Source organism: Pseudomonas sp. YeP6b, assembly GCF_025642995.1.
Taxonomy (GTDB): Bacteria; Pseudomonadota; Gammaproteobacteria; order Pseudomonadales; family Pseudomonadaceae; genus Aquipseudomonas.
On record NZ_CP080090.1, the window covers coordinates 3,232,922 to 3,257,791 of the forward strand.

Annotated in this window: 15 protein-coding genes; 4 read left to right on the forward strand and 11 right to left on the reverse strand. The window is 59.5% G+C overall.

Translation table 11 applies throughout. From position 1 onward, the window contains the following. Nucleotides 1-14 precede the first annotated feature (14 nt). The 4 genes from efeO (KZH41_RS14460) to efeU are packed head-to-tail and all read right to left on the reverse strand — an operon-like array spanning nt 15 to nt 4,236. Complete coding sequence (gene efeO / locus KZH41_RS14460) at nt 15-833, reverse strand: iron uptake system protein EfeO (protein WP_094951130.1); 819 nt, start codon at nt 831-833, stop codon at nt 15-17. A gap of 25 nt (nt 834-858) precedes the next feature. Next, entirely contained in the window at nt 859-2,163 is a 1,305-nt protein-coding gene (efeB, locus tag KZH41_RS14465; protein WP_094951152.1) for an iron uptake transporter deferrochelatase/peroxidase subunit, read from the reverse strand. A 14-nt stretch (nt 2,164-2,177) separates the two neighbouring features. After that, nucleotides 2,178-3,380, reverse strand: a complete 1,203-nt coding sequence (gene efeO, locus KZH41_RS14470; RefSeq protein ID WP_094951131.1) for an iron uptake system protein EfeO — start codon at nt 3,378-3,380, stop codon at nt 2,178-2,180. Nucleotides 3,381-3,390: 10 nt separating this feature from the next. Continuing rightward, complete coding sequence (gene efeU, locus KZH41_RS14475; protein WP_094951132.1) at nt 3,391-4,236, reverse strand: iron uptake transporter permease EfeU; 846 nt, start codon at nt 4,234-4,236, stop codon at nt 3,391-3,393. Between the two features lie 166 nt (nt 4,237-4,402). Here efeU and KZH41_RS14480 point away from each other — a divergent pair, with 166 nt between their 5' ends. From KZH41_RS14480 to KZH41_RS14490, 3 genes are all read left to right on the forward strand, one after another. Further along, nucleotides 4,403-5,422 carry an AraC family transcriptional regulator gene (locus tag KZH41_RS14480; RefSeq protein WP_094951133.1) on the forward strand — a complete coding sequence of 340 codons (1,020 nt, stop codon included), beginning with the start codon at nt 4,403-4,405 and terminating at the stop codon, nt 5,420-5,422. A gap of 120 nt (nt 5,423-5,542) precedes the next feature. Further along, nucleotides 5,543-9,019: a hypothetical protein gene (locus KZH41_RS14485; protein ID WP_263275047.1), complete on the forward strand. Its 3,477-nt coding sequence runs from the start codon at nt 5,543-5,545 to the stop codon at nt 9,017-9,019. A 226-nt stretch (nt 9,020-9,245) separates the two neighbouring features. Then, nucleotides 9,246-12,755, forward strand: a complete 3,510-nt coding sequence (locus KZH41_RS14490) for a hypothetical protein (protein WP_263275048.1) — start codon at nt 9,246-9,248, stop codon at nt 12,753-12,755. A 220-nt stretch (nt 12,756-12,975) separates the two neighbouring features. Here the strand turns inward: KZH41_RS14490 and KZH41_RS14495 are convergent, their stop codons facing one another. The 7 genes from KZH41_RS14495 to KZH41_RS14525 form a co-directional block, all read right to left on the reverse strand. After that, nucleotides 12,976-14,391 carry an efflux transporter outer membrane subunit gene (locus KZH41_RS14495; protein ID WP_263275049.1) on the reverse strand — a complete coding sequence of 472 codons (1,416 nt, stop codon included), beginning with the start codon at nt 14,389-14,391 and terminating at the stop codon, nt 12,976-12,978. Continuing rightward, nucleotides 14,388-17,567, reverse strand: coding sequence for an efflux RND transporter permease subunit (locus tag KZH41_RS14500; RefSeq protein ID WP_094951137.1), 3,180 nt, complete (start codon nt 17,565-17,567; stop codon nt 14,388-14,390). The genes KZH41_RS14495 and KZH41_RS14500 overlap by 4 nt, the downstream gene beginning before the upstream one ends. Nucleotides 17,568-17,582: 15 nt before the next feature. Continuing rightward, the gene (mexE, locus tag KZH41_RS14505) at nt 17,583-18,824 is read right to left on the reverse strand and encodes a multidrug efflux RND transporter periplasmic adaptor subunit MexE (protein ID WP_094951153.1); all 1,242 of its coding nucleotides are present in this window, start codon (nt 18,822-18,824) and stop codon (nt 17,583-17,585) included. A 711-nt stretch (nt 18,825-19,535) separates the two neighbouring features. Continuing rightward, nucleotides 19,536-20,933, reverse strand: coding sequence for an isochorismate synthase (locus KZH41_RS14510; protein WP_094951138.1), 1,398 nt, complete (start codon nt 20,931-20,933; stop codon nt 19,536-19,538). Then, on the reverse strand, nt 20,930-21,235 hold the full coding sequence (locus KZH41_RS14515; RefSeq protein WP_263275050.1) for an isochorismate lyase: 306 nt from the start codon (nt 21,233-21,235) through the stop codon (nt 20,930-20,932). Before KZH41_RS14515 ends, KZH41_RS14510 begins: the two co-directional genes overlap by 4 nt. Next, nucleotides 21,235-21,990, reverse strand: coding sequence for a thioesterase II family protein (locus tag KZH41_RS14520; RefSeq protein ID WP_406980052.1), 756 nt, complete (start codon nt 21,988-21,990; stop codon nt 21,235-21,237). Before KZH41_RS14520 ends, KZH41_RS14515 begins: the two co-directional genes overlap by 1 nt. Continuing rightward, entirely contained in the window at nt 21,987-23,642 is a 1,656-nt protein-coding gene (locus KZH41_RS14525; protein ID WP_094951141.1) for a (2,3-dihydroxybenzoyl)adenylate synthase, read from the reverse strand. The genes KZH41_RS14520 and KZH41_RS14525 overlap by 4 nt, the downstream gene beginning before the upstream one ends. Nucleotides 23,643-23,864: 222 nt before the next feature. On the opposite strand from KZH41_RS14525, the gene KZH41_RS14530 reads away from it, so the two are divergent. Then, nucleotides 23,865-24,758: a helix-turn-helix transcriptional regulator gene (locus KZH41_RS14530; RefSeq protein ID WP_094951142.1), complete on the forward strand. Its 894-nt coding sequence runs from the start codon at nt 23,865-23,867 to the stop codon at nt 24,756-24,758. Nucleotides 24,759-24,870 lie beyond the last annotated feature (112 nt).

A 24,870-nucleotide genomic window follows, 5' to 3' on the forward strand; every position in this document is an offset into this window, starting at 1 on the left:
CGGGAGCGGTTGGATCAGTTCAAACCCAACTTACCGCGCAGTGTCGACAGGTCTTCAGCCAAGGTATTGACCGGGCCCACCAGCGCCTTGCGGTCGTTTTCCTTCACCTTGTCGTAGGTCTCAAAGCCACCCTCCTTGGTTTTGTACTTGGCCAGGATCTTATCCACGGCGGCAAAATTCTTGTCGACCTTGGCCAGGAAGGCCTTGTCTTGCTTCTCGATCTGGCCACGGAACAGGTCGACGATTTTCTTCGCGCCATCGATGTTGCCCTGGAAGTCATACAGGTCGGTGTGGCTGTAGCGGTCTTCTTCACCAGAGATCTTGGTGGCGGCGACTTCTTCCAGCAACGCTGCGGCACCGCCGACCACTTTTTCTGGCGGGAAGGTCAGGCCATCCACACGGGTTTTCAGGTCATTGACGTCGGTGTTGAGTTTGGCGGTCAGGGTTTCCAGACCTTTGGTGCTGTTCTGGGAGAACAGCGCGTATTCGATGCGGTGGAAACCGGTGAAGTCTTCGGCGGTCACGCCTTTTTCGTGATCGTCGACACGCGAGTCGATCGAGGCATCAAGGTCGCTGAACAGCTCGGCGATCGGCTCGATGGACTCATAATGCACGCGGGTTGGCGCGTAGAGCTTCTTGGCGGTGGCCAGGTCGCCTTTGTCGATGGCGTCGGTGAACGCTTTGGTCTGGGTGACCAGCTCACCGATTTCTTCGGTGACGTAGATCTTGTAATCCGATACCGGGCCTACCAGGTCCAGCGGGGCGGTAGCGGCGAGCGCTGCCAGCGGCGAAAGGGTCATTAACAACGACAACGCGATAGTCGACTTCTTCATGGGACGTTTTCCGCTCGGGTTTGTTTTAGGTGTTGGCAGTGGTTTGAGGGTGCGTTGCGGCGAGCAGCGTGCGCCCAATGAAATCCTTGGGGCCGGTGACCCCCGGCAAGGTGAAGAAGTACCCACCGCCGACCGGCTTGAGGTATTCCTCCAGGGGCTCGCCGTTGAGCCGGGTTTGCACACTGATAAAGCCTTTCTCCAGGTCAGCCTGGTAGCAGATAAACAACAGCCCCATGTCCAGCTGACCGTTTTTGTTGACGCCGTTGGAGTAGTTGAACGGCCGACGCAGGATCAGGTTGGCCTGAGTCTGCGGGGTGCGCGGGTTGGCCAGGCGGATGTGGGCATCGAGCTTGGTCAATTTGCCTTCGGGGTCCTTGCTGTAATCAGGCACCTGGGCTTCTGTGTGGCCATCCATCGGCGCGCCCGTTGGCTTGATACGGCCGATGATGCCTTCCTGTTCTTGCAGCGGGGTACGGTCCCAGCGCTCAACGAAGTTGCGGATGATGCGCACGGCCTGGTAGCTGCCATTGGCGGCCCAGGCGGGTTCGTCGCTGCTGGGTTGCACCCAGACAATCTGGTCCATGGCCTTGGCGTCGTTGGAGTCCGGGTTGGCCGAACCATCACGAAAGCCGAGGAAATTACGTGCGCTCTGGGCCGGCGTGCCAGGCTTGGCAGGCGCCTGGGGCGGCACGCTGCCTTCCTGCTTCCAGCGCACCAACAGCAGGTCCGGCAGGTTCTTCACGATGTCGCGCAAGGCGTGGATATTGGTGTCCGGCGTGTTCGAGCTGAATTGCAGGCTCAGGTCGCCGTGACACTGCGCAGGTTCGAGCGCGTCGTTAGGGAAACCGACCATGCGGCTCAGGCGCTTGGGTTTTGCCGCGGTAAGGCCGAAGCGCTCGTCGAACAGTGACTCGCCAACGGACACGGTAATGGTCAGGTTGTCGGGGCTGACCACCGGGCCGAGAATGCCGGAATCGGTGGGCGGCAGTTTCGGGTCGACTTGTGGCACGGTGCCGCCTGTCATCAGGAACGCGATGCGCTCGTTCAGGGTGCGGAACAAACGCTCCAAGTCTTCACGGTCGCTGGCCAGTACGTCGAACGCCACCAGCATGCCGCAGGCCGGGCGTGGGGTGACGATGCCGCTCTGGTGCTTGCCGAAAAAGTCGTGGTGGTCCTGGGTCTTGTCACTGCGCGGTGCGGTGGTGACTTGCTCGGCCGCAGCGGCCATGGCCGGGCAGCTCAGGGTGCTGCCGGCAATCGCGGCGCCGGTGGCCGCCATGCCCAGCAGGACTCGGCGGCGTTGCGCGCAAAACTGTTCTGAATCACTCATGTAGTAGGTCGTCTTCACTGCAGGCCGGAAAGGCCAAGGGCGGGGTCGATTCCATCGAGTGCAACGGCCAGAGCCTTGGCCTTGTCGGCGATCTGCTTGCGCTGATCGGCGGTGACGCTGTCGTAGCGGCTAAACTGGCCGTCGACTTTCAAACCATTAAGCTGTGCATCGAAGTCGGCGAGGGCGCTGTCGATCTTGGGCAGCACGTCAGCTGCAGACTTGGTCAACAACGGGCGCATCAACTCCACCACCTTGTGGGCGGCTTCCAGGTTGGCGGCAAAACCGTTCACGTCGATATGGCTGTAGCGTTCCTCTTCACCGCTGGCGGCGCGCACGTCCGCCAGGCTGTTGAGGTTGCGCACCACAATGCTCACCAGTTGCTCCGGTGGCAGCGATTGGGCCAGCAGTTGTTGCTTGAGCGTGGTGACGTCGGTGACCAAGCGCTGGGCAATCGGCGCCAAGCCATCGAGGCTGCGTTGCTGGAACAGGCTGTATTCCAGGCGGTGGAAGCCACTGAACGCCGGGTCTTGCTCGCGTTTTTCAAAGTAGTCGGCGCGTGCGTTGATCGCGTTGTCCAGTTCGGCCAGGCGTTGCGATGCCGGTGCCAGGCGCTGGTAGGCCTCACGGGCCGGCACATACAGAGCCTGCGCCTGGGCCAGGTCGCCGGCCGCAATAGCCTGCTGCAGGGCGGTCACGGCCTTGACCAGTGCACTGCCTTGGCCACTCAGGTACACGCGGAACTCCGACAGCGGGCCGATAAAGGCCACCATCGACGGCTTGGCCTTGGCCTGGGCGTCGGACTCAGCCGTCGCGGTGACGTGCAACGTGCCGCGCGGGTTGCTCAGCAGGCCGCACGTGATCGCGTAGTCACCGGGCAACAGGTTGGCGTTGATCACCTGGCTCAAGCCCGGGGCGATGTTTTCGCGTTCCTCAACCACCAGCACACCGTCGAGGATTTCCCATTCCACCGCCCGGTCGGAGCGGTTGATGATGCGGAAACTGGCGCGGCCGGCAGGCACGCTCAACTCGTTGGGTTCGCAGGCGTGGCCATGGATGGTCACGGCGATTTCATTGTGGTTGGTCTGGCGCTTGGCCGCGGCCAATTGCGAGGCGTAATAGAACAACGCACCGGCGGCGATCATGACGACCACCGAGCCGGCCACCGCCCAGCGCAGGGCGCGGGAGGGCGGAGCCGTTTGAGGGGTTGGGTTGGACAAGAGGCGGTCCTTACTGACTGGAAACGGAAGAGGTTTTGACGAGGGGCTTGGGTGGGGCCGAGGGCAAAAAGAACATCACCAGGGCCACCACCAGGTAGATCAGATAGGCGCCCAGGGTGCTGACGGTCGGTGCATCCTGATAGCCGAACATCCCTGCCAGCACCGAGCCCAACGGGCCATCCATCGGCAGCGTCGCGCTGAAATCGAACAGCACGGTTTGCAGGTGGTTCCACACACCAGCCTCGTGCAGGGCCTGCACCGAGTTGGCCAGAATGCCGGCCGCCACCACCAGGATGAACAAGCCGGTCCAGCGAAAGAACGCGCCGAGGTTCAGGCGCATGCTGCCGGTGTAGATCAGGAAACCAACGATGATCGCCAGGATCAGGCCGAGCAGGGCGCCTATCGGCGCGCCTGGGCCTTCGCTCTGCTGGAACACGGCGAGCAGAAAGAACACCGTTTCCAGGCCTTCGCGGGCGACGGCGAAAAACACCATGGCGATCAGTGCGATCACCTGGTGCTTGGAGCCGGCCAACGCGTGGTCGAGGGACTCATGCAGGGAATGCTTGATCGAGCGTGCTACTTTGCGCATCCAGAACACCATGGAACTGAGGATGCCCACGGCCACCAGGCCCACCACACCTTCGAACAGTTCCTGTTGTTTTTGCGGGAACTCAGCGCTGACCAGTTCCAGGCCACCGCCTACCAGCAGGGCGAGGGCGGCGGCGAGAAACACGCCGATCCACACGGCGGGCATCCACTGGCCGCGGCCGGTCTGTTGCAGGTAGCTGGCGATGATGCCAACGATCAATGCTGCTTCAATGCCTTCGCGCAACATGATTAGAAAGGGAACGAGCATTCGGCACCGCATCAAGACGTGAGAGGATGCTAATTTGTAACATAATGATACTCATTACTAAACAGCCAATATTGACCTTTGCTGAACTGCGGCTGAACGGTGGTGGCGAATCGCAACCGCCCTTATGATGCACCCCATCTTATGCATAGCCGAACAGCCTTCTCCCATGGCGGAAAAAGACACCATCTCCATCCATCTCGTCCGTGAGGCCTTGCTGCAAAGCTGCGCGCCCGGCGCGGCCACGGTCGAAGCCTTGAGTAAAGTCGGGATTGCCCCGGCCTTGCTCGAGCAGCCCGACGCCCGCGTACCCGCCACTGCGTACGCGCGGCTGTGGCGTTTGTTGGCGCGGCGCAGGGATGATGAATTTTTTGGCATGGACCCGCGTAAGCTCAAGTCCGGCAGCCTGGCGTTCCTGTGCCGCGCCGCGATGGCGCAACCCACTCTGGGCGCGAGCCTGGAAACCGGCCTGGGTTTTCTATCCTTGATGCTGGAGCAGATGCCCGCTCAACTGGTGCGCCAACAAAGCCTGGCGGAAATCGTATTGCTCGAACCCGAGCCTAAACGCGCGTTTACCTATTTCACCTACTGGATGATCGTGCACGGCGTCGCCTGTTGGCTGGCGGGCCGGCGTATCCCGATCCTGGCCATTGAGCTGCGTTGCTCGCAACCGGGCTTCTATGACGATTACCGGGTGATGTTCTCCGACAACCTGCGTTTCAACCGGCCACGTACCCGCATGATCTTCTCCGCTGATTGCCTGGACCTGCCGATCAAGCGCAGCCCCGAAGAGCTCAAGCGTTTCCTCGCGCATGCGCCGGCCAACATATTGGTCAAGTATCGCGACCCCGACAGCCTCGCCAACCGCATCAAGCACGACCTGCGCCAACTGCCGCCAGACACGTGGCCGGAAACTGACGGCCTGGCGGCCAGCCTCTGCATTTCTGCCTCAACCCTGCGTCGTCGTTTGGCGGACGAGGGCCAGACTTATCAGGGGCTTAAAGACAGTGTCCGTAAAGAGCTGGCAATTGTCTGGCTGGCCGAGGCCGACATCAGTTTTGTTGAAATCGCTGCGCGATTGGGGTTTGCCGATGTCAGCTCATTCTACAAAGCCTTTCGCAAATGGTCCGGTTCCAACCCGGGGCACTACCGCAGTTTGATCCTGAGTGACGCGTTGCCGTCTGTGTGACACAAGGCTCAGGCGTGGTAATTCGTACATATACTTTGCTAAAGCAGCTTCGGAAGAAGCTGATCCTGTTGCGGCGAGCGGTTCTCAGACTATTAGGCTCCTTTCTCTGGAGTACTTTTAATGAGCCTATCCCGCATTGATTCAGGCAGCCTTGCGCTCTTGCCTCAATCAAATCCGCCAACTAATGAGCTGAACCTGGCGACGTCGATCGCTCAGTCGGACCTGCCGGCTGATGAGGTTAAGACAAACGCTGACGCAGAACTGGCCACATTGCTGGCTGACAAGCACCAGGACGATTGGCGGGGGCAAAAACTGTCGCCACAGACGTCGGTCGGCAAATGGCTGGACCTTTTTATTCAGTCGTGGAACACGCCGCCCGTGCAGGCTTGGGTAAAGGCGCACAATTTCGTGATGCCTAGGTTTCACATCGTCGGCTCCACCCTGACGGTTACATCGCTCGTAGGCGACAAAGAAACAACCACCACGTTTACCCCTTCTGACGGAACCGGTTGGTGGCCGATAGGGCAGCAGGTCATTGCCAGTGCTGCCATGCTTGATCCGCAAGGGAAGGGCCTGAGCGGTAACCCTGGAGCCCAGCTTCAGCCCTCAGAGATCGCGGCGTTCTACGGCCTGAATTGGCCGATCAGCCAGGCCGATGCCGAACAACTCAACGCCAACGGTTTTCCAGTCAAGCGCGTGAGAGAAGATCCCATGCGCTCACCTGAAATACGCAAGCTGGCAGCGCGTGAGTTTATGGATGTAGAAAATGAAACCGCACTGATAAAGACGCTGCTCGGTAAAGTCCAAGACAAACCAGACGATGAGCAGATCGACCTGAGTACGATTTTGCAGGGCATAAAACCAGGGTCGTCACTCGCCATCGCCAATCGGGCGGGGCTCAAACTACTACAGCCCCTGATGCGTGACCCCATGATGGCGTCTATCTTGCGCGCTTACCGGACCGACTCGAATGCTCAAGTTCGGCTAGTGGATGGGCAGCTGTTTATAAACGCCTACGGCAAACTTGACGCGTGGCGTAACGTGACGGCAACCGTTCTGACCCATCCAAATCTGGCGGAAATACTCAACAGGGCCATCCAACACTCGGAAAAAAGCGCAAAAATCATCAGCTCTCAATCAAGCACTGACGTATGGCAGCTGCTTCGGTTTGCAACCGAGAACGAATTGCCGGCCACCCTTTCTGTCAGCGAGTTGCGCAATGTTTTGAACTGGAAGCTCAACCCACTGGCGCCGCAACCGTCACTGGGCAGCCATGCCCGAAGTTATCTTGGGGATAAGCAATCACCTGATTCCCTGAGTGCCGAGCAACGCATCAGAGTACGCCGCACAGCGCCCGAAACCAGCATACCGCCGAAGTTGACGCTGCTCGATTGTTCACCCCAACCATGGGTAGGCAAGAGCCCGGCATACATACGCGAGAATGCCGATGAGCTGATTACCCAAGCATTGACTCAAGGCGCTGGATTGGGCCGTTGCGAACCCATTCTTACTGCGTTGAAAGACGATCCGTTATCTGCAACCGGCGATGCTTCGCCAAGCTATCGCAAACAGATGATCATCACCCGTGATCTGCTGGTGATTGATCCAACGCTGGGTACGCAACGTAATCATATTGCCGACTACAACCTGTATTCAGCCTCGAACACAGGAAAAACGCTGGTGCAGGTGCGTACTGAGCTTGAACAGTACATCGCCAAAGAAAAGCAGTTGCCCCTCGAGCAAGCAATAGTCGTCACACATGCTTTATTGGCGACTGCTGCTCCCGAGTTTTTGGTAAAGGGGGCGGATACAGTACGGGTGGGGACGTTGTCACTGGTAAACCTGCGCGTTCAAACAGCGCTGGTGGAAATGGCATCCCAAGGCAGTTCACGCCTGATGAGCGCACAACAGCTTGGCTCACGCGCCTTGCTGACACCGCTATCGCCTGAGCACAAGCAATTGCAAGCAATGGAAAGTGCAGGGCCTATTTACGACTGGGCCTTGGCCCAAGGGGTGGTGACCGACAGGGATGACTACTCACCCTCGGCACTCAACACCGCGCTGACTGCTTACACTCAACGCTTGGCCGACAGCCGTTTAATGGCGACTGATTTTGACAGGGCCAAGTCAGCCCTTAAAACCCGTGTTGAAGCGGGCGAGCAGGAGTTGGCGAGGGTGTGCCCTGGCTTTAGTAAGTTTCTCAATAAGCCAACGGTTTTGTTTGACCCAGCGTCGTCAATTGTCAGCAGCCGGATAGTTGATTTTGTTGCCAGCACGGCCAGTAACGCGTTGGGTGGGCCTCAAGGGACGGCATTCGAGCTTGCCGCCGGGCCTTGCTCCATCAGAGACCTCTATTTATCAGGCCAGTTGACGGCTGGAAATTTAAACTCAAAAAAATGGACATTTATTGATCCACTGGATAAAGCGGTATTTGAGATATTAAAAATCAAGCTCGCGCAGTTGAAGCCGGTGCACGAAGTGTTTCATCACCCCTTCATGCTCGCAACGTTCAGCCTTGCGAGCGCGAGCGTCACCGCGACGAAAATGCTGATGAGCGATATGCCTGTCGAAGATAGACGGCGGTTGGAATTTGGTGAGGTCACCGTCTATGGGGCTTCAATGTCTCAGCGGCCCGAGAAGGGTGAGCTTACTCAAGAGCAGGCCCAGCAAAAAATAGGACCTATTCTATTTGTCAAAGATGCATCGGGCGCCAAGTGTTATGAGTTGTTCCCGTTGACTAATCAATACGTAGAACGCCCAGCGTTGTGCGCGTCGATGAGCAGCCTGAGCGAGTTGTATAATAAAAACGCCTTAAAGGATTGGCCCATCCTGCGCAAAAGTGACCATCCTTCACTGCCGGTTGATATTCAAACCAGCTGGCACTTCGAACCTGCGCCACAGAATCAGGGCCTACCCGGCGATTTGCCTAATACTTATTCATCGAGTCGGACAAACGAAATCTTGAAGGTGCTGGCGGACGAGCATTTGCTTGTCAACCCCAGGTTCCTGCTGACGCAGGCCGCAGGCTTGACGTACAACGAGGCGTTTCAGCAGCGCTTGGATGCCATGGATGCCTTTGTCATCAATACCCTGATTCCGTTCAAAGGCAATATTGAAGAGCTCGCGTCGGGCAACCGTCGGCGCATGATCATCGGTGGTTTCGGGCTGGGCGTGGAAATTATAGGCGCTCTGTTCGTGGTCTACGGTGCTTTCAATGGCATAGCAAAGGGCGCCTCGGTAGCGACCAAACTTGCAGCGCTTGGTAACGCAGCGCTATCGATTTTCAATCTTCCGGGGGCGGTTACGGGCACCGCGAAGTCTTTATTTCGACTCACTTCAGCCGGCGTCACTGGCGTGGGCGCGGTAGTGCCTAAAGCATTGGGCAAAGGGCTGGTTAATCTTAGAAAGTTGGCGGGTGGCGGTGGTAAAAATACCCAGAGTTTAATCAGGCTATCGCCAAACGGGGCAGTACCCAAAGAGGCCATTGATCTACTCGGGAACACCGGCTTGATCAACACGACTTATGGCACGAACGATATTATCCAGCAATCACCGCCGACGGTGTCGTCGGGCAGTACTATTTCCCTGGCAACATAGATAATCACGACGATTGCTTCGAGCAGGGAGGCTCATCACTGGCCGGTATATTCAGAGACTGCGCGCAACACATAAGGCAAAAAATCGCCTGGATGCGCCCCACCAGAGGGTTGGGCAGCGAACTGAAATGTGTACACATGAATGCTTAGAAGCGTTCGGACAATTCCGATTTTGAGGGCGGAGGGCGGTTTTCAGAATGCGCTCACCTTCAAACTGGAGAATGTTCATGGGTTTAATTAACGTCGATGCAGGACAACGTTCGCACAGTGAATCGTTTTTCGGCACCCACGCCAACGTTTACGGGGACGAGCTCCCCAATCCGCAGTTGACCGTTCTGCCGGATTCATCCGCTCATAACCTCAATTTGCCGACGCCACCCTTTGGGTTGGATTCGTCGGTGAGTGTGCAAAAAAAAGCTGACGATGAACTGGCCAAATTTATGGCCGATGTGCACGCCGACAGCGGATTGTGGCGGCCGCTGTCGGCAGACACATCGGTCGGCAAGTGGCTGGGCCGTTTCAACCAGTCGTGGGGAACGCCTGCAATGCGGGCCTGGATGAAGGCGCAACATTTCGTGCCTCGCTCGCTTCGTCTACACGGCAGCACGCTGACAGCACAATCGATCGTGGACGGTAAAGTCACCCATCGCACGTTTACGCCGTCAGACGGGTCTGGTTGGTGGCCGCTAGGGCGCCAGGCCATTGCCAGCGCTGCCGTACTTGACCCGCAACAGTCAGGCTTGGTCGGCGGCTCCCGGGCTGTTCTCTGGCCGGAAAACGTCATGGCGTTCTACGGCGCAACCTGGCCTCTCAACAATGCGCAGGCGGGCCAACTCAGGATCAGCGGTTTCCCCGCAGTGGGGGTGACGGATGACCCCCTGCGCTCCCCAGACGTTCGGGAACTGGCATCGCGCGAGTTCATGGGCACAGAGCAAGAAGCCGCGCTGATAAAGCAATTGCTCGGCGTCATCAAGGACAAGCCTGGCGATGAGCAAATCGATTTAGGCATGATTGTTCAGGCCATTACGCCAGGGTCCTCATTCGCCTTTGCCAATAAGTCAAAACCCCAACTGTTGAAGAACCTGAGGGACCATCCCTACCTGCTGCCTATCTTGCGAACGTGCGAAGCGGATTGGAACGCTCAAGTTCGGCTGGTAGATGGGCAGTTGTTTATCAAGAGCCGTGGTCGCCTCGGGCAATGGAACAACGTGACCGCGCACGTAAGAGCCAAGGCGGATCTGGTCCCCCTTCTTGATAACGCTATCGAACAGGCGAAAACGACCGGTAATATCATCAATTCAGGCGCAAAAGCTGACGCGCAGCAGCTGCTGCGCTTTGCCGGGATGGACGAGTTGCCTGCCAAGGTCAGTGCCTTGGAGCTGCACAACGTGCTGAACTGGAAACTCAACCCGCTGCCGCCAGGGTCGGAATTGGGCAGCTATGCCCGAGACTTTCTGACGGACCCGCAATCCCCAGCGTCCCTGAGCGATGGGCAACGTATCAGAGTACGCCGGACAGCGCCCGACGCCAGCATACCGCCGAAGTTGACGGTGCTCGATTGTTCGCCCAAACCATGGGCAGGCAAGCGCTCGGAGTACATACGCGAGAATGCCGACGAGCTCATTACCCAGGCGCTGACTCAAGGCGCAGGACTGAGGCGTTGTGAACCCATTCTTACGGCATTAAAAGACGATCCATCCGATGCGACCGGGGAGGCTTCGCCAAGCTATCGCAAACAGATGATCATGACCCGTGATTTGCTCGTCATAGACCCCACGCTGGGTGCGCAACGTAATCATATTGCTGGCTACAACCTGTATTCAGCGTCCAATACCGGAAAAACACTCTTCGAGGTGCGTACTGAGCTTGAACAGCACCTGGTCAAAGAGAAGAAGCTGCCCCTTGAGCAAGCGATATTGGTCACACATGCTTTTTTGGCGACCGCAGCTCCCGAGTTTCTGGTAAAGGGGGCAGATAAAGTACGTGTGGGGACGTTGCCACTTGTCAGCCTTCGCGTTCAAACCGCACTGGTGGAAATGGCTTCCCAAGGCAGTTCGCGCCTGATGAGCGCTGAACAGCTCGGCTCACGCGCCCTCCTGACGCCTCTCTCAACTGAACACGAACAACTGCAAGCAATGGAAAATGCAGGGCCTATTTACGATTGGGCCCTGGCACAAGGGGTGGTGACCGACAGGGATGATTACTCGCCTGCGGCACTCAAGGCCGCGCTGACTGCTTACAGTGACCGCCTGGAAGACAGCAGCATAATGGCGACTAATATTGATACCGCCAAACCACTCCTTAAAACCCGTTTTGAAGCGGGCGAAAAAGAGCTGGAGAGGGTGGCGCCCGGCTTTAGTACGTTTCTGAATAAACCAACGGTTATAGTTGAGACGAGTTCGTTACTTTCTTCCGGGGTGATCGATTTGTTTGCGGACACGCTCAGTCAATGGTTAGGCGGGGCCGGAGGGACTGCACTCGCGCAAGCCGCAGGACCGGCTTCCCTCAAGGACTTATATCTGTCAGGCGCGTTGACGGCTGAAAATATAAACACCAAGGCGTGGAAATTTGTTGATCCTCTGGATAAACAGCTATTTGAGACGTTAAAAACAAAACTCATGGGCCTGAAGCCGATCCACGATGTGTTTCATCATCCCTTCAGTCGTGGGATGGTCAACTTTGCAAGTGCAAACTTCATTGCAACCAAGATGCTGATTAGCGAAATGCCTGTAGAAGACAGAAGGCGGTTGGCGTTTGGTGAGGTCACCGTCTATGGCGCCTCGACTCAAGACGGTGATCTCACTCAAGAACAGGCCCAGGAAAAAATAGGGCCTATTTTATTCCTCAAGGACGCGGCGGGCGCCAACGTGTATGAGTTGCTCCTCAGGACGCAAGAGTACGTGGAGCGCCCGGATCTGATTGACGCCATGAAGCACATGAGCGATTCAGGTACCAACGCCTTTGGGTACATCATGCGCCAGCGCAGTAACCCGACGCTGCCGGTTGATATTGACGTCAAAGGGCACTTTCCAGCCGTAAAGAATCGGGCCCTCTCAGGGGACTTGCCGAATACCTATTCGTCGAAACGGACAACTGACCTTCTTAAGGTGTTGCGAGAGGAGGACGTGCTTGTCAACCAGCAGTTTATGCTGAATCAAGCATTAGGCGTGACGTATAACGAGGCCATTCAGCAGCGTTTGGATGCCATCGATAGCTTTATTATCAATACCCTAATCCCGTTCAAAGGCAATATTGAAGAGATTTCGTCAGGCGACCGCCGTCGCGTTGCCATGGGCGCTATCGGGCTAGGCGTGGAGACTGTGGGCGCTCTGTTCGTGGTGTCCGGTGCTGTCAGCGGCGTCGCCAAGGGCGCCTCAATAGCGTCCAAACTTTCAACTATTGGTAAGACAGTGCTATCGATGCTTAATCTTCCTGGGGCCGTTGTCGGCACAACGAAATCGATCATTCGCCTCAGTGCAATGGGCGTCAGAAGTGTGGGGGTGGGGACGCCTAAAATAGTGGCGAAAGGACTCGCCACGCTCAAAAACGTGATGGGTGGTAGCCGTAAAGGTACCCAGGGTTTAATCAGGACGTCACCAACGTTGAGCGCCCTTAAAGAGGGTAAAACGTTATTGGAGAACACCAGTTTACTCAATACCATTAATGGCACGGTTGATTTTTTCCAGCAGTCGCCGCCAACGGTGTCAGTCGCCAGTGTTGTTCCGCTGACAACTTAAACAGTAAGGTTTTTTTGTTCGAGCAGGGATGCTCACCCTTAACCCGTTTAAACGGGGTACGCTGCGCCACACCGACAATCGTCGAACGTCTGCAACACCGAGCCCAAAGGGTTCATCTCATGACCTTCCAAGAAATCATCAGCAAAAAAAAGCCCCGCGACCGAATGGACCGCAGGGCTAAAAATTGGCTGGATGCGACCAACCAAAGGAGCTCTTTACATCACTTGCTGCTGGCGACGACCGTGTCCGGCTGCCAGCCGCCACCGAGGGCCTTGTAGATCGCGACAATCCCGCGATACAAGTCCACCTCGGCCTGGGCCTGGCTGTCTTCCGCCGCCAGACGCTCACGTTGCGCGTCGAGCAGCACCAGGAAGTCCACCGTGCCTTCGCGATAACGGATCGCCGCAAGGTCGGCAGCCGCGCGACTGGACTCACTTTGGCGGATCAGCGAGACCAGGCGCTGCTGGCGTTTGCCGTAATCACTGAAGGCATTTTCCGATTCTTCCAACGCCAGCAACACCTGCTGCTCATAGGTCGCCAGGGCGCCATCGGCTTCAGCGTTCGCGCCGCGCAAACGTGCGCGCACGCTGCCCAGGTCAAACGCCGCCCAGGTAATGCTCGGGCCCAGGGACCAGGCATTCGCTGCGGCCGAGCCGATCTGCGAACCGCGCCCGGCGGTAAAGCCGAGGAAACCGCTGAGGCTGACCCGTGGGAACAGGTCAGCCTTGGCCACGCCGATACGCGCGGTGGCGGCGGCCAGTTTGCGTTCAGCGCTGAGAATGTCCGGGCGCCGTTGCAGCAGTTGCCCCGGGTCACCGATCGGCAACGCCTTGGCAATCGCCGGCAGGTCTTTGGGGCTCAGGTCCACGGTGAGCTTGTCGGGGCGCTGGCCGAGGAGGGTGGCGATGCGGTTCCGCTCGCGCACTTGCTCGGCCTGCAGTTGCGGCACGCTGGCTTCAACGGCGGCCAGACGCGCATCGGCGCGTTCCACATCGAGCTGATCACCGACGCCGGCATCACGCAGGCTGACGGTAATAGTGCGCGATTCTTGCTGGTTCTTCAGGTTGTCCAGGGCAATGCGTTCACGCAACTGCGCACCGCGCAGCTGGCCGTAGGCGTCCACCAGTTCGGCAATCATGGTGACTTGCAGTTGGTACAGGTCGGCTTCGGCCACCTGCTGGTCAGCATCGCTGGCTTCCAGGTTGCGGCGAATGCGGCCGAACAAATCCACTTCCCAGGCCATGTCCAGGCCCAGGTCGTAGCGCTCGCTGTTCACGCGTTTGGTGGTCTGGCCCGGGATCTGGCCTTTGCCCACGTCGCTGCTGGCACGGCTGGTGACCACCGGCATGATGTCGTTGGCTGCGTCATCGCGAATGGAACGGGCCGCGCGCAGACGGGCAAACGCCACACGCAAGTCACGGTTACCGTTCAACGACTGGGTCACCAGTTGGTCGAGGGTCGGGTCGTCGAACTGCTGCCACCAGATGCCTTCGTACTTGGCGTGGTCATAACTTTTGGTGTCGGCGGCGGCCGTGATGTTGGCCGCCTCCAATTGCTCGGTTTTGTAGTCCGGGCCGACGGCACAGGCGCTCAGCGCCAGGACCAGCAAGCTCGGCAGAAAGACTTTCACACTCATTGCTGTGTCTCCAGCTTCAAGGCCTTGGCCGCTTTGCGCGCTTCGCCGCGCTCCACATAGCGACGGATCAATACGTAGAACACTGGCGTCAGCAGCAGACCGAAGAAGGTCACGCCGATCATCCCGGAGAACACCGCTACGCCCATGGCATGGCGCATCTCGGCACCGGCACCGCTGGACAACACCAGTGGCACCACACCCATGATGAAGGCGAACGAGGTCATCAAGATCGGCCGCAGACGCAGACGGCAGGCTTCCAGTACCGCAGCGAGCGGGTCGAGGCCTTCTTGCTGTTTGTCCTTGGCGAACTCGACGATCAGAATCGCGTTCTTACACGCCAGGCCTACCAGTACGATCAAGCCGATCTGCGTGAAGATGTTGTTGTCGCCGCCCGAGATAATCACCCCGGTAATGGCCGACAGCAGCGTCATCGGTACGATCAGGATCACCGCCAGTGGCAGGCTCCAGCTTTCGTATTGGGCGGCCAGTACCAGGAACGCCAGCAGTACGCAGAGCGGGAACACGAACAGCGCCGTGTTGCCCGAGAGGATTTGCTGATAGGTCAGGTCAGTCCACTCGTAGGTCATGCCGTTGGGCAGTTCCTCTTTCAACAGTTTTTCAATCGCAGCCTGGGCCTGGCCGGAGCTGTAGCCCGGTGCGGCGTTGCCGTTGATTTCAGCGGTGATAAAGCCGTTGTAGTGCATCACGCGGTCCGGCCCCGAGGTGTCGCTGACCTTGATAAAGGTCGCCAGCGGGATCATCTCGCCTTTGTTGTTACGCACTTTCAGCTGGCCGATCTGGTCTTCATCCTGGCGGAACTGTTGCTCAGCCTGCACGTTGACTTGATAGGTACGGCCGAAGCGGTTGAAGTCGTTGGCATACAACGAACCCAGGTAGATCTGCAGGGTGTCGAAGATGTCGCTGACCGCCACGCCGTGGGTCTTGGCTTTTTCGCGGTCGATGGCAGCATCGACCTGGGGCACGTTGACCGTGTAGCTGGTGAACAGGCCGAACAGCTCAGGTACGCCACGGCTCTTGGTGATGATGTTCTGCACTTCTTTGTACAGCTCGTCGTACCCCAGGTTGCCACGGTCTTCGACCTGCAGGCGGAAGCCGCCAATCGTCCCTAGGCCCTGTACCGGCGGCGGAGGGAAGATCGCCATGTAGGCTTCCTCGATGCTGCTGTACTTGCCGTTCAGTGCACCGGCAATCGCGCCTGCTGACAGGCTCGGGTCTTTACGCTCATCGAACGGCTTTAAGGTCACGAACACGATGCCGTTGTTCGGGCTATTGGTAAAACCGTTGATCGACAAGCCGGGGAAGGCGATAGCGCTTTCCACGCCGGGCTGTTTCATGGCGATGTCGGACATGCGCTTGATCACATCTTCGGTACGGTCCAGGCTCGCGGCGTCCGGCAATTGCGCGAAGGCCACCAGGTACTGCTTGTCCTGGGCCGGTACGAAACCGGTCGGCGTGTGAGCAAAGCCCAGCCAGGTCAAAACCATCAGGCCAGCGTAAAGGAACAGTGCAATGCCACTGCCGCGAATCACCCGGCGCACAGTACCGACGTAACCATGGCTGGCTTTGTCGAAGAAGCGGTTGAACGGTTTGAACAACCAGCCACCCAGCATCTTGTCGAGGAACCTGGAGAAGCCGTCCTTCGGTGCGTTGTGACCTTTAAGCAGTACCGCAGCCAGTGCGGGCGACAAGGTCAGCGAGTTGAACGCCGAAATTACCGTCGAGATCGCAATCGTCAAGGCGAACTGCTTATAGAACTGCCCGGTCAAGCCACTGATAAAGGCCGCCGGAATGAACACCGCGCACAGTACCAACGCGGTCGCGATGATCGGGCCGGTCACTTCGCTCATGGCCTTTTCAGTGGCCGGGAACGGCTCCAGTCCCAATTCAATGTTGCGCTCGACGTTCTCCACCACCACGATGGCGTCGTCCACCACGATGCCGATGGCCAATACCAAGCCGAACAGCGACAGCGCATTGAGTGAGAAGCCGAACAGGTGCATCACCGCAAACGTACCGATCAACGATACCGGCACCGCCACCAATGGAATGATCGAGGCGCGCCAGGTTTGCAGGAACAGGATCACCACCAGCACTACCAGGATCAGCGCTTCGAACAGGGTGTGAACCACGGCCTCGATGGAGCCGCGCACGAAGACGGTCGGGTCATAGGCGATGCGGTAATCCATGCCTTGCGGGAAGCTCTGTTTGAGCTCCGCCATCTTGGCGCGCACTTCATTGGAGATGTCGATGGCGTTGGAGCCAGGGCGCTGAAAGATCGGGATCGCCACGGCCGGCTGGTTATCGATCAACGAACGCAGGGCGTATTGGCTGGAACCCAACTCCACCCGCGCAATGTCCTTCAGGCGCGTGATTTCGCCGTTAGCGCCGGCACGAACCACGATATTTTCGAACTCTTCCTCAGTGACCAGGCGGCCCTGGGTATTGACCGACAGTTGGAAGCTGGTGTCACTGGGGGCAGGCTGCGCGCCCAATGCCCCAGCCGCCACCTGGCGGTTCTGTTCGCGGATGGCCGTCACCACATCGGTGGCGGTCAGGTTGCGCGAGGCCGTCTTGTTCGGGTCCAGCCACACACGCAGGGAGTAGTCGCCCATGCCGAACAACTGCACATCGCCCACACCGCCCAGGCGTGCCAACTCATCCTTGATATTGAGGATGGCGTAGTTGGACAGGTAGAGCATGTTGTAGCGCTGGTCGGGGGAGGTGATGTGCACCACCATGGTCAGGTCAGGGGAGGCCTTGTCCACGGTGATACCGATGCGGGTCACTTCCTCCGGCAGTTTCGGCTGAGTGCGCGTCACACGGTTCTGTACTTGCACCTGCGCGTTATCCAGGTCAGTGCCCAGGGCGAAGGTGATGGTCAGGGTCAGCTTGCCGTCGGCGGTCGACTGCGAGGACATGTACAGCATGTTCTCGACGCCGGTGATGGCTTGCTCCAACGGAGCGGCCACGGTTTCACCGATGACTTTAGGGTTGGCGCCCGGGAAGTTGGCACGTACCACGACCGTTGGCGGCACCACTTCCGGGTATTCGCTGATCGGCAGTTGGAACAGCGAGATTGCACCCGCGATCAGGATCAACAGCGACAGCACCGCTGCGAAGATCGGCCGCGAAATGAAGAACTTGGAAAAATTCATCTTGAGTTGTATCCCTTAACCGCGTGGAGTCGCGACGCTGGCAACTTTTGGCGCGGCTTTATCCGGCGCCACTTGCTCTAGGTTGCTGGCTTCAAGCGCTTGTCGTTGTTGTGCCAAGGCGGCGAGGGTTTCCTTGCTGGCCATCGGGATGGTTTCCGGTGTAACCGGCGACCCCGGACGAATGCGCTGCAGGCCCTTCACGACGATGGTGTCGTCCTTGTTCAAACCGCTGCGCACGATGCGCAAGCCTTCGATCTTCGGCCCCAGTTCCACCGAGCGGTACGCCGGCTTGTCGCCGTCCATCACCAGCACGAACTTCTTGCCAAGGTCAGTGCCGACGGCTTCGTCGTTGATCAGCACGGCGGAGTAGGTGCCGCTGCCGACCAGCTTCAAGCGCGCATACAGGCCTGGGGTGTATTCGCCTTTGCTGTTATCGAACACGGCGCGACCACGGATGGTGCCGGTGGCCGGGTTGACCTGGTTGTCGATGAAGTTCATCTGGCCCAAGTGCGGGTTGCCGGTTTCATTCGACAGGCCCAGGTACACGGGCGTGGTCGCGCCACGGCGGCCTTCGCGCGCCAGTTGGGTGTACTTGAGGTACACGCGCTCGTCGGCGTCGAAGTAGGCGTAGACCTTGTCGGTGGAGACCACGCTGGTCAGCGCGGTGACGTCGGCGGTGACCAAGTTGCCGGCGGTGATTTCGGCACGGCTGACGCGGCCACTGATCGGCGAGGTCACGCGGGTAAAGCTCAGGTTCAACTTGGCCAGGTCCAACTGCGCCTGAATCCCGGCGACAGCGGCGCGAGCTTCCTGGGCGGCGGTGGTGCGCGAGTCGGCCAGTTCGGCGGAAATCGCATTGCTCTGACGCAGGCGGTCGCCCCGTTGCGCTTCGTTATCGCTACGGGTGGCGGCGGCTTTGGTTTGGGCAAGCTGGGCTTCGAGGCGGCGCACTTCAGCCTGGAACGGACGCGGGTCGATCTGGAACAACACATCGCCTTTCTTCACCAAGGCGCCTTCGGTGAAGGCCACCTGGTCGATCTGGCCGGACACGCGCGGACGAATCTGCACGGTCTCCGGCGCTTCCAGGCGACCGGTGAATTCATCCCACTCGTTGACCGGTTGTTCGAGCACCTTGGCCACACTGATCTTCGCAGGGGGCATGGCGGCCGCTTGTTCCGGGCTCTTGCCGCACGCGCTCATCACCACTACGGCCAAGATCGCCAAGGGGAAGCGCAAATGTTTGAGTGACTGTTCCATGAGGTGCATCCGCCGATGTATTTGAGATGGGCGGATCATGCGCGGCGGGGTGCTATGTCACGAATCGAATGAAACAAAGGTAACTATCATTCGGAATGATATAAGCGTGGGATTAGCCCTCTAGAATGCGGGTTTCGTTAGGGTGCTATCAATGGGATTGATGACAAAAGACTGTTGCGCAGGGTGCAAGAAGCTAGCCTTGATCTTGGGTAGGCGCTTTTAGTGCACAGAGAACGGCGGGGCGTGGTGGGTAAACGCTCCGTTAATTCGCTTAGGCCGTCCTGTCGCGCGACAGAGTTTTCGTGAGTGCTTCACTGCGCGTGCTGGCAGGGTATTGGTCAAGGGCATCAATCAGTAGCAGGTCTGGCCTGAATTCGCAGGGTTGCTATTCGAGTGCCTTCGCCTCGTGGACCGGTCTTTATTAAGTTGTTCAAGCAGCCTGCTCTTACCCATCCCAGCCTCGCCCAGCACCACGATCGGGCCATCTTTGGGTTCCAGACTTGAATACGGTCGTTCAGTCGCCTTGCCTGTGGTGGTCTGGAGCAGCATTCTCGGGATGAAGGGGCGTTTCATTGCCAACTTTGCGCCGAAAGAAGTGATGTGAATGATCGAGCGGTTTTGGACGAACGAAGTCTGCCTGACTCAAGAGGTGAGTTTTTCCGTGTGCAGGGTAGGCCTGCACAGGTCTTGCTTCAAGCACTGGGCGTGCAGTCACCCCAGCAACGCCGCACGCATCCCCGCCAGTTTGATACAGGTTTCCTCGTATTCGCAGGCCGGGTCGGAATGCTCGACAATGCCGCACCCGGCGAACAGGCGGGCCTGGTTGCCGTGCAACAGGGCGCTGCGCAGGCCGACGATAAATTCACCATTGCCTTGGGCATCCAGCCACCCCAGTGGCGCGGCATACCAGCCGCGGTCAAAGCCCTCGAACTCGCGGATATGTTCCAGCGCCTGCTGGCGTTCGTGGCCGCCGACGGCGGGTGTCGGGTGCAGGATCGACACCATTTTCAGCAAACTGCACTGCGGTCGCAGCGGGCCTTCGATCAGCGTGGCCAGGTGCTGCACGCGGCTGAGGCGCTTGATGTGCGGCGCGGCAGGCAGGTGCAGCGGCTGCACCCAGGGCGCCAGGTCGCGTTGAATGATCTGCACCACCACCGCGTGTTCGTGCTGGTTCTTCTCGCAGTCGAGCAGCGCTTGCGCCAGGTGCGCATCCTGCTCGGGGTTGGGGTCGCGACGGGCGGTGCCCGCCAACGCCAGGGTTTGCAAGTGGCCGTCGTGCAGTTTCACCAGGCGTTCGGGCGAGGCGCCGATAAAGCACGCTTGCTTTCGCCGGAAGGCAAACAGGTAGGCGCTGGGGTCGTTGCTCGCCAAGGCGGCCAAGGTGCGCCCGGCACTGATCGGCTGGGAAAACTCGCTGAGCACTTCGCGCGCCAGCACCACTTTTTTCAACGGCGTGTCGCGTAGCACGTCCAGGGCCTGGGCGATTTTGCTTTCCCAGCAGGCGCGCGGCAGGCTGTGGTCGCGGGTGTGATGCAGCGCCGCCGTGGCGCGAGGGCCGGACACGTAGCGGTCCATCAGCACGTTCCATTCGTGCAACACGTGCTCGCAGCAGCGCTGCGCATCATCGTCGGGCTCGATCCGCTGTTGGCACAGCAGCCAGCAGGCATCGCCGTCGCGCACCAGCAGCAGCGTCATTAATAGCAGTGAGGCATCGCCGAAGCCGTGCCAGGCACTGCTGGCCGAGACTTGATGATCAAAGCGAAAGCCGCCGCACACTGCCGGCGCACGTGGGCCATGGCTCACCGCATGTTCCAGCCAGTGCCGCCATTGCGCGTCCACCGAGGCAAAACGCTGCTCGCCGCTGGCGCTGAGTTGCGCCGCCACGCCCCAGCCAAACAGGCTTTTGTCGTCTTCCGGTGCGCGCCAGAACAAGCATTGCGCGTCTGGCTGGTCGACGCTGGCGAACAGTTCCAGCAGGTCCAACGTCGGCACGTTCATCGAGTAACTGGCCAGCACCGCTTCGCCGTGTTCGATAGCTCGCTGGCGGGCGCACTCAAACACTTCGGTCAGCCCGGCGGCATGGCCCTCCAGCTGCGCAACGGCCTTCATGCTGGTGCTCTCGTTGCGCGCCAGTGCAACACTTGCTGGCCGATGTACCAATGGATGATTTGGGCGAACAGGGTTTCCATGAAGTGCGGGTCCAACCCGGCCTGTTCGGCCCATTCGCGGCGTTTCGCCAGCATCTGGGCCACGCGTTCGGGCGCGGCGATGCTGCTTTCGGTCGGTTTGAAGCGTGCAGCGGCTTTGACGTAAGCCATGCGTTGACGCATGAGTTCGATGATCTGGTGGTCCAGTGAATCGATGGCGTAACGGATGTCCGGCAGGCCATCACAGGCGTCGGGTGTTTTCATCAACAGGTTTCCTTCAGGGCGGGCGATAGGGTCAGCAGCGTCGCGGCGATGGCGTCGATGAGCGCCTGGCGCTGCTCGATCAGGTAAAAGTGTTCGCCGTGCCAGCGCTGCAGGTGCAGTGGCTGGCGGCTGGCGGCTTGCCAGGCCGTGGCTTCATCCAGTTCGATTTCCGGGTCTTGTTCGGGGTAGAACACCTCGATGCGGCTGTTAAGTGGCCGTGGTTGCGGGCAGCGGTAGGTTTCAACGATGCGGTAGTCATTGCGCAGGCCTGGCAGGAACAGTTCGCACAGGGCCGGGTCGTCGAGTAAAGGGTTAGGCTGCTCGGACAGGCGCCGTACATCGTCGAGCAACCCCGCGTCTGGCCCCAGGTGCAACTGCCCGCCGCGCTGGCGATGTGGCGCCGGGTGGGCGGACACGAACAGGTGGTCGACGGCGATTGCGCGTTGCTCCAGGCGCGTGGCCACTTCATACGCCACCACGGCGCCCAGGCTATGGCCGAACAACGCCAGCGGCCGGTCGGCGTAATCCTGCAATGCATGGGCGGCGCCGTCGGCCAGGCGTTGCATGTCGGTCAGGCAGGGCTCGCTGAAACGGTCTTCGCGGCCCGGGTACTGGATGGCCAACAGGTCGATATCGGCGGGCAGGGCGCTGACCCAGTCGCGAAAGAAACTCGCACTGCCGCCGGCATGCGCGAAACACACCAGGCGCCAGCGCGGCATCGGTGTAAGCCGGTAAGCCCGAACCCAGCGGTTCACGACGCGGCACTCTCTAGCCAGGCATCGCGCAGGCGTTCGCGCAGGTCCTTGCGGCTGATTTTGCCGACGCCGGTGTGCGGGAACTGCGCGACGAATTCAATCCGGTCCGGCACCTTGAACGCCGCCAGCCCCTGGCCGCGTAAATGTTGCTTGAGCGCGAAGGCCGACGGCGCCGGGTCGCGGGCGACAATAAAGGCGCAGGTGGATTCGCCGAGCACCGCATCGGGCATCGCCACCAACGCGGCGTCATGCACCTGAGGGTGGTTGATCAGCAGGTTTTCCACTTCTTCGGCGGCGACTTTTTCACCGCCGCGGTTGATCTGGTCCTTGTCGCGACCTTCGACCACCAGGTACCCCTCGGCGGTGCGCCGTACCCGGTCACCGCTGCGATAGAAACCGTCGGCGGTGAACGCCTTGGCGTTGTGCTCGGGCAGGCGGTAGTAGCCGCGAATGGTGTACGGCCCGCGCACGTGCAACTCGCCGACTTCACCCTCAGGCACCGGTTGGCCCTGTTCATCAACAATGCGTATTTCATCGTCGGCACTCAGTGGGCGGCCTTGGGTATGCAGCAGCTGGTCGGGGTGGTCATCCAGGCGGGTAAAACACAGCAAGCCCTCAGCCATGCCCAGCACTTGTTGCAAGGTGCAGCCCAGCGTCGGTGTGACGCGTGCGGCGGCGGTGCTGAGCAGTTTCGCGCCGCCGACTTGCAGCAGGCGCAGGCTCGACAGGTCGGCCTGACGCTGGGCTTGGGCGTCGAGCCACAGCATCGCCAGCGGCGGCACCAGCGCGGTGACGGTGACGCGCTGTTCGCTGATCAGTGCGAAACAACTTTCAGGGTCACTACGACGCGTGCACACCACGCGCCCACCAGCCAGCAACGTACCGATCACGCCCGGGCAGCACAGGGTGAAATTGTGCGCCATGGGCAGGGTGGTGAGGTACACCGTGTGCGCATCCAGGCCGCAGACCGCGCTGCTGGCGCGCACGTTATAGAGGTATTCGGCGTGGCGGCGCGGGATCAACTTGGGCGTGCCGGTGGTGCCGCCTGACAGCTGAAAACACGCCACCGCGTCGGCGCGACCGGCGTCCAGTTCCAGCGGTTCACGGTTATACAACGCGCTCAACGCGGTAAATTCCTGCGCGTCGCCATCAATCACCACCTGGCGCAAATGTGGGTTGGCCGCGACTAATTGGCGCGCCATCTGGCGGCAATCAAAACCGTCGAGTTGAGCACAGCCGATGTAGGTCGAGGCCTGGGCAAAGCTGCAAAAGCCGCCGATTTCGTGCTGGCGGTGGGCGGGCAGGGCGAGGATCGGCCGGGCGCCGAGGCGGAACAACGCAAAGCACACCTCGATAAACGCGCAGCCGTTGGGTAAGTGCACCACCACGTTGTCGCCCGCTTCAATACCCAGCCCACGCAAACCAGCGGCCAGCCGTCGGCAGCGCTCTACCAGGCTGCGGTAGTTGAGGTGCAAGGGGCCGTCGGTGATCGCGATGGCCGATGGGCTGCGTGCAGCCACGGCATCCAAGGCTTGGGCGAAGGTCTGGTCTTGCCAATAACCGGCCTGGCGGTAGCGTTCGGCGAATGCGGCGGGCCACTCGGGCGCGTCGCCAAAAGTGTCTGAATCGCGTGCGCAGGTGTGCAATGACATGGAATCCCCTATTTGTAGAAATAAATGGCTACAAATGCCTAAATGAGATCTATTATCATTGTCTTTTGCCGACAGCTTCTCAACGCCAAGGCTTTCGGCCCCGTGACTTTTTCATTAGATGAAATACACAGTGGCTTTAAACAGGGCGGTTTACGCTTTAAAAGCCTCCTCCTCATTCAGGTCAGGCCCGCGTAATGGCCTTAAGGATCAAGGGAAAACCCAATGACTATTACGATCATCGCCCCCAGCCACCAAGAGACGCAGGCCGAGCCCAAGGGCAACCAACCCGGCACGGTCTACCTGGAACCGCACATGACCTTGGTTACCGGCACGCTGTGGTCACAGAGCGAAAACTGGGTTGAAGACCCGCTGGAACGCGGCCTCAAGCTGATCCTGGTGCAGAGTGGCGAGCTGTCGTGCCGCATCCCCGGGCACAGCGAGCAATCGATCAAGGGCCCCAGCTTGTGCACCATCGTCAATGACGGCGAGTTCACCTCGTCGCAGATCTACGGCACTTCCACGCCGTTGCGCTACACCATCGTGCAACTGGACCTGGAATCCCTCGACCGCCACCTGGGCATGGCCCCGCGCAAGCTATTGACCAGCAGCGGCGGCGACCCGTACATGATGGTGCGCCCTGCGCCGCGGGCGATGCAGGCACTGGCCACGCAGATTGCAACGTGCCCGATGCAGGGCCCGAGCCGCTCGTTGTACCTGGGCGGCAAGGCGTTGGAATTGACCGCGTTGAGCGCGCAATTCCTGCTCGGTGAGCGCGGGCAGCCGGAACAAAAACTGCGTATCACCTCCTCGGACGTGGAGCGCGTGCATGCCGCACGCGACCGCTTGGTGCGCTCGCTGCTGGAACCGCCGAGCCTCAACGCCCTGGCCAGCCACGTGGGTATGAGCCCGCGCAAACTTACGGCAGGCTTTCGCAAAGTGTTCGGTACCAGTGTGTTCGGCTACCTGCACGAACATCGCCTCAGTGAAGCCCACCGGATGCTCAGTGACGAGGAGAGCAACGTTTCCACCGTCGCTTATGGCGTGGGCTTCAGCCCGGCACATTTTTCCATCGCCTTCCGTAAACGCTACGGCGTGTCGCCCAGCGAGATCCGTTAAACGCCGGCCGGTGTCTCTGAATCGAATGAAAAGGCCCGTGTATCTAAAGCCCTGAGCGCTTTCTGAAAACCCGCTTGCGATAGAGTTCCAATTGAGAATGGCTTCCATCTTG

What these genes read in the sequence shown, in the direction of transcription:
- efeO (WP_094951130.1), bottom strand. Translation starts at nt 833, where the DNA reads ATGAAGAAGTCGACTATCGCGTTGTCGTTGTTAATGACCCTTTCGCCG.
- efeB (WP_094951152.1), bottom strand. Translation starts at nt 2,163, where the DNA reads ATGAGTGATTCAGAACAGTTTTGCGCGCAACGCCGCCGAGTCCTGCTG.
- efeU (WP_094951132.1), bottom strand. Translation starts at nt 4,236, where the DNA reads ATGCTCGTTCCCTTTCTAATCATGTTGCGCGAAGGCATTGAAGCAGCA.
- KZH41_RS14480 (WP_094951133.1), top strand. Translation starts at nt 4,403, where the DNA reads ATGGCGGAAAAAGACACCATCTCCATCCATCTCGTCCGTGAGGCCTTG.
- KZH41_RS14485 (WP_263275047.1), top strand. Translation starts at nt 5,543, where the DNA reads ATGAGCCTATCCCGCATTGATTCAGGCAGCCTTGCGCTCTTGCCTCAA.
- KZH41_RS14490 (WP_263275048.1), top strand. Translation starts at nt 9,246, where the DNA reads ATGGGTTTAATTAACGTCGATGCAGGACAACGTTCGCACAGTGAATCG.
- KZH41_RS14495 (WP_263275049.1), bottom strand. Translation starts at nt 14,391, where the DNA reads ATGAGTGTGAAAGTCTTTCTGCCGAGCTTGCTGGTCCTGGCGCTGAGC.
- KZH41_RS14500 (WP_094951137.1), bottom strand. Translation starts at nt 17,567, where the DNA reads ATGAATTTTTCCAAGTTCTTCATTTCGCGGCCGATCTTCGCAGCGGTG.
- mexE (WP_094951153.1), bottom strand. Translation starts at nt 18,824, where the DNA reads ATGGAACAGTCACTCAAACATTTGCGCTTCCCCTTGGCGATCTTGGCC.
- KZH41_RS14510 (WP_094951138.1), bottom strand. Translation starts at nt 20,933, where the DNA reads ATGAAGGCCGTTGCGCAGCTGGAGGGCCATGCCGCCGGGCTGACCGAA.
- KZH41_RS14515 (WP_263275050.1), bottom strand. Translation starts at nt 21,235, where the DNA reads ATGAAAACACCCGACGCCTGTGATGGCCTGCCGGACATCCGTTACGCC.
- KZH41_RS14525 (WP_094951141.1), bottom strand. Translation starts at nt 23,642, where the DNA reads ATGTCATTGCACACCTGCGCACGCGATTCAGACACTTTTGGCGACGCG.
- KZH41_RS14530 (WP_094951142.1), top strand. Translation starts at nt 23,865, where the DNA reads ATGACTATTACGATCATCGCCCCCAGCCACCAAGAGACGCAGGCCGAG.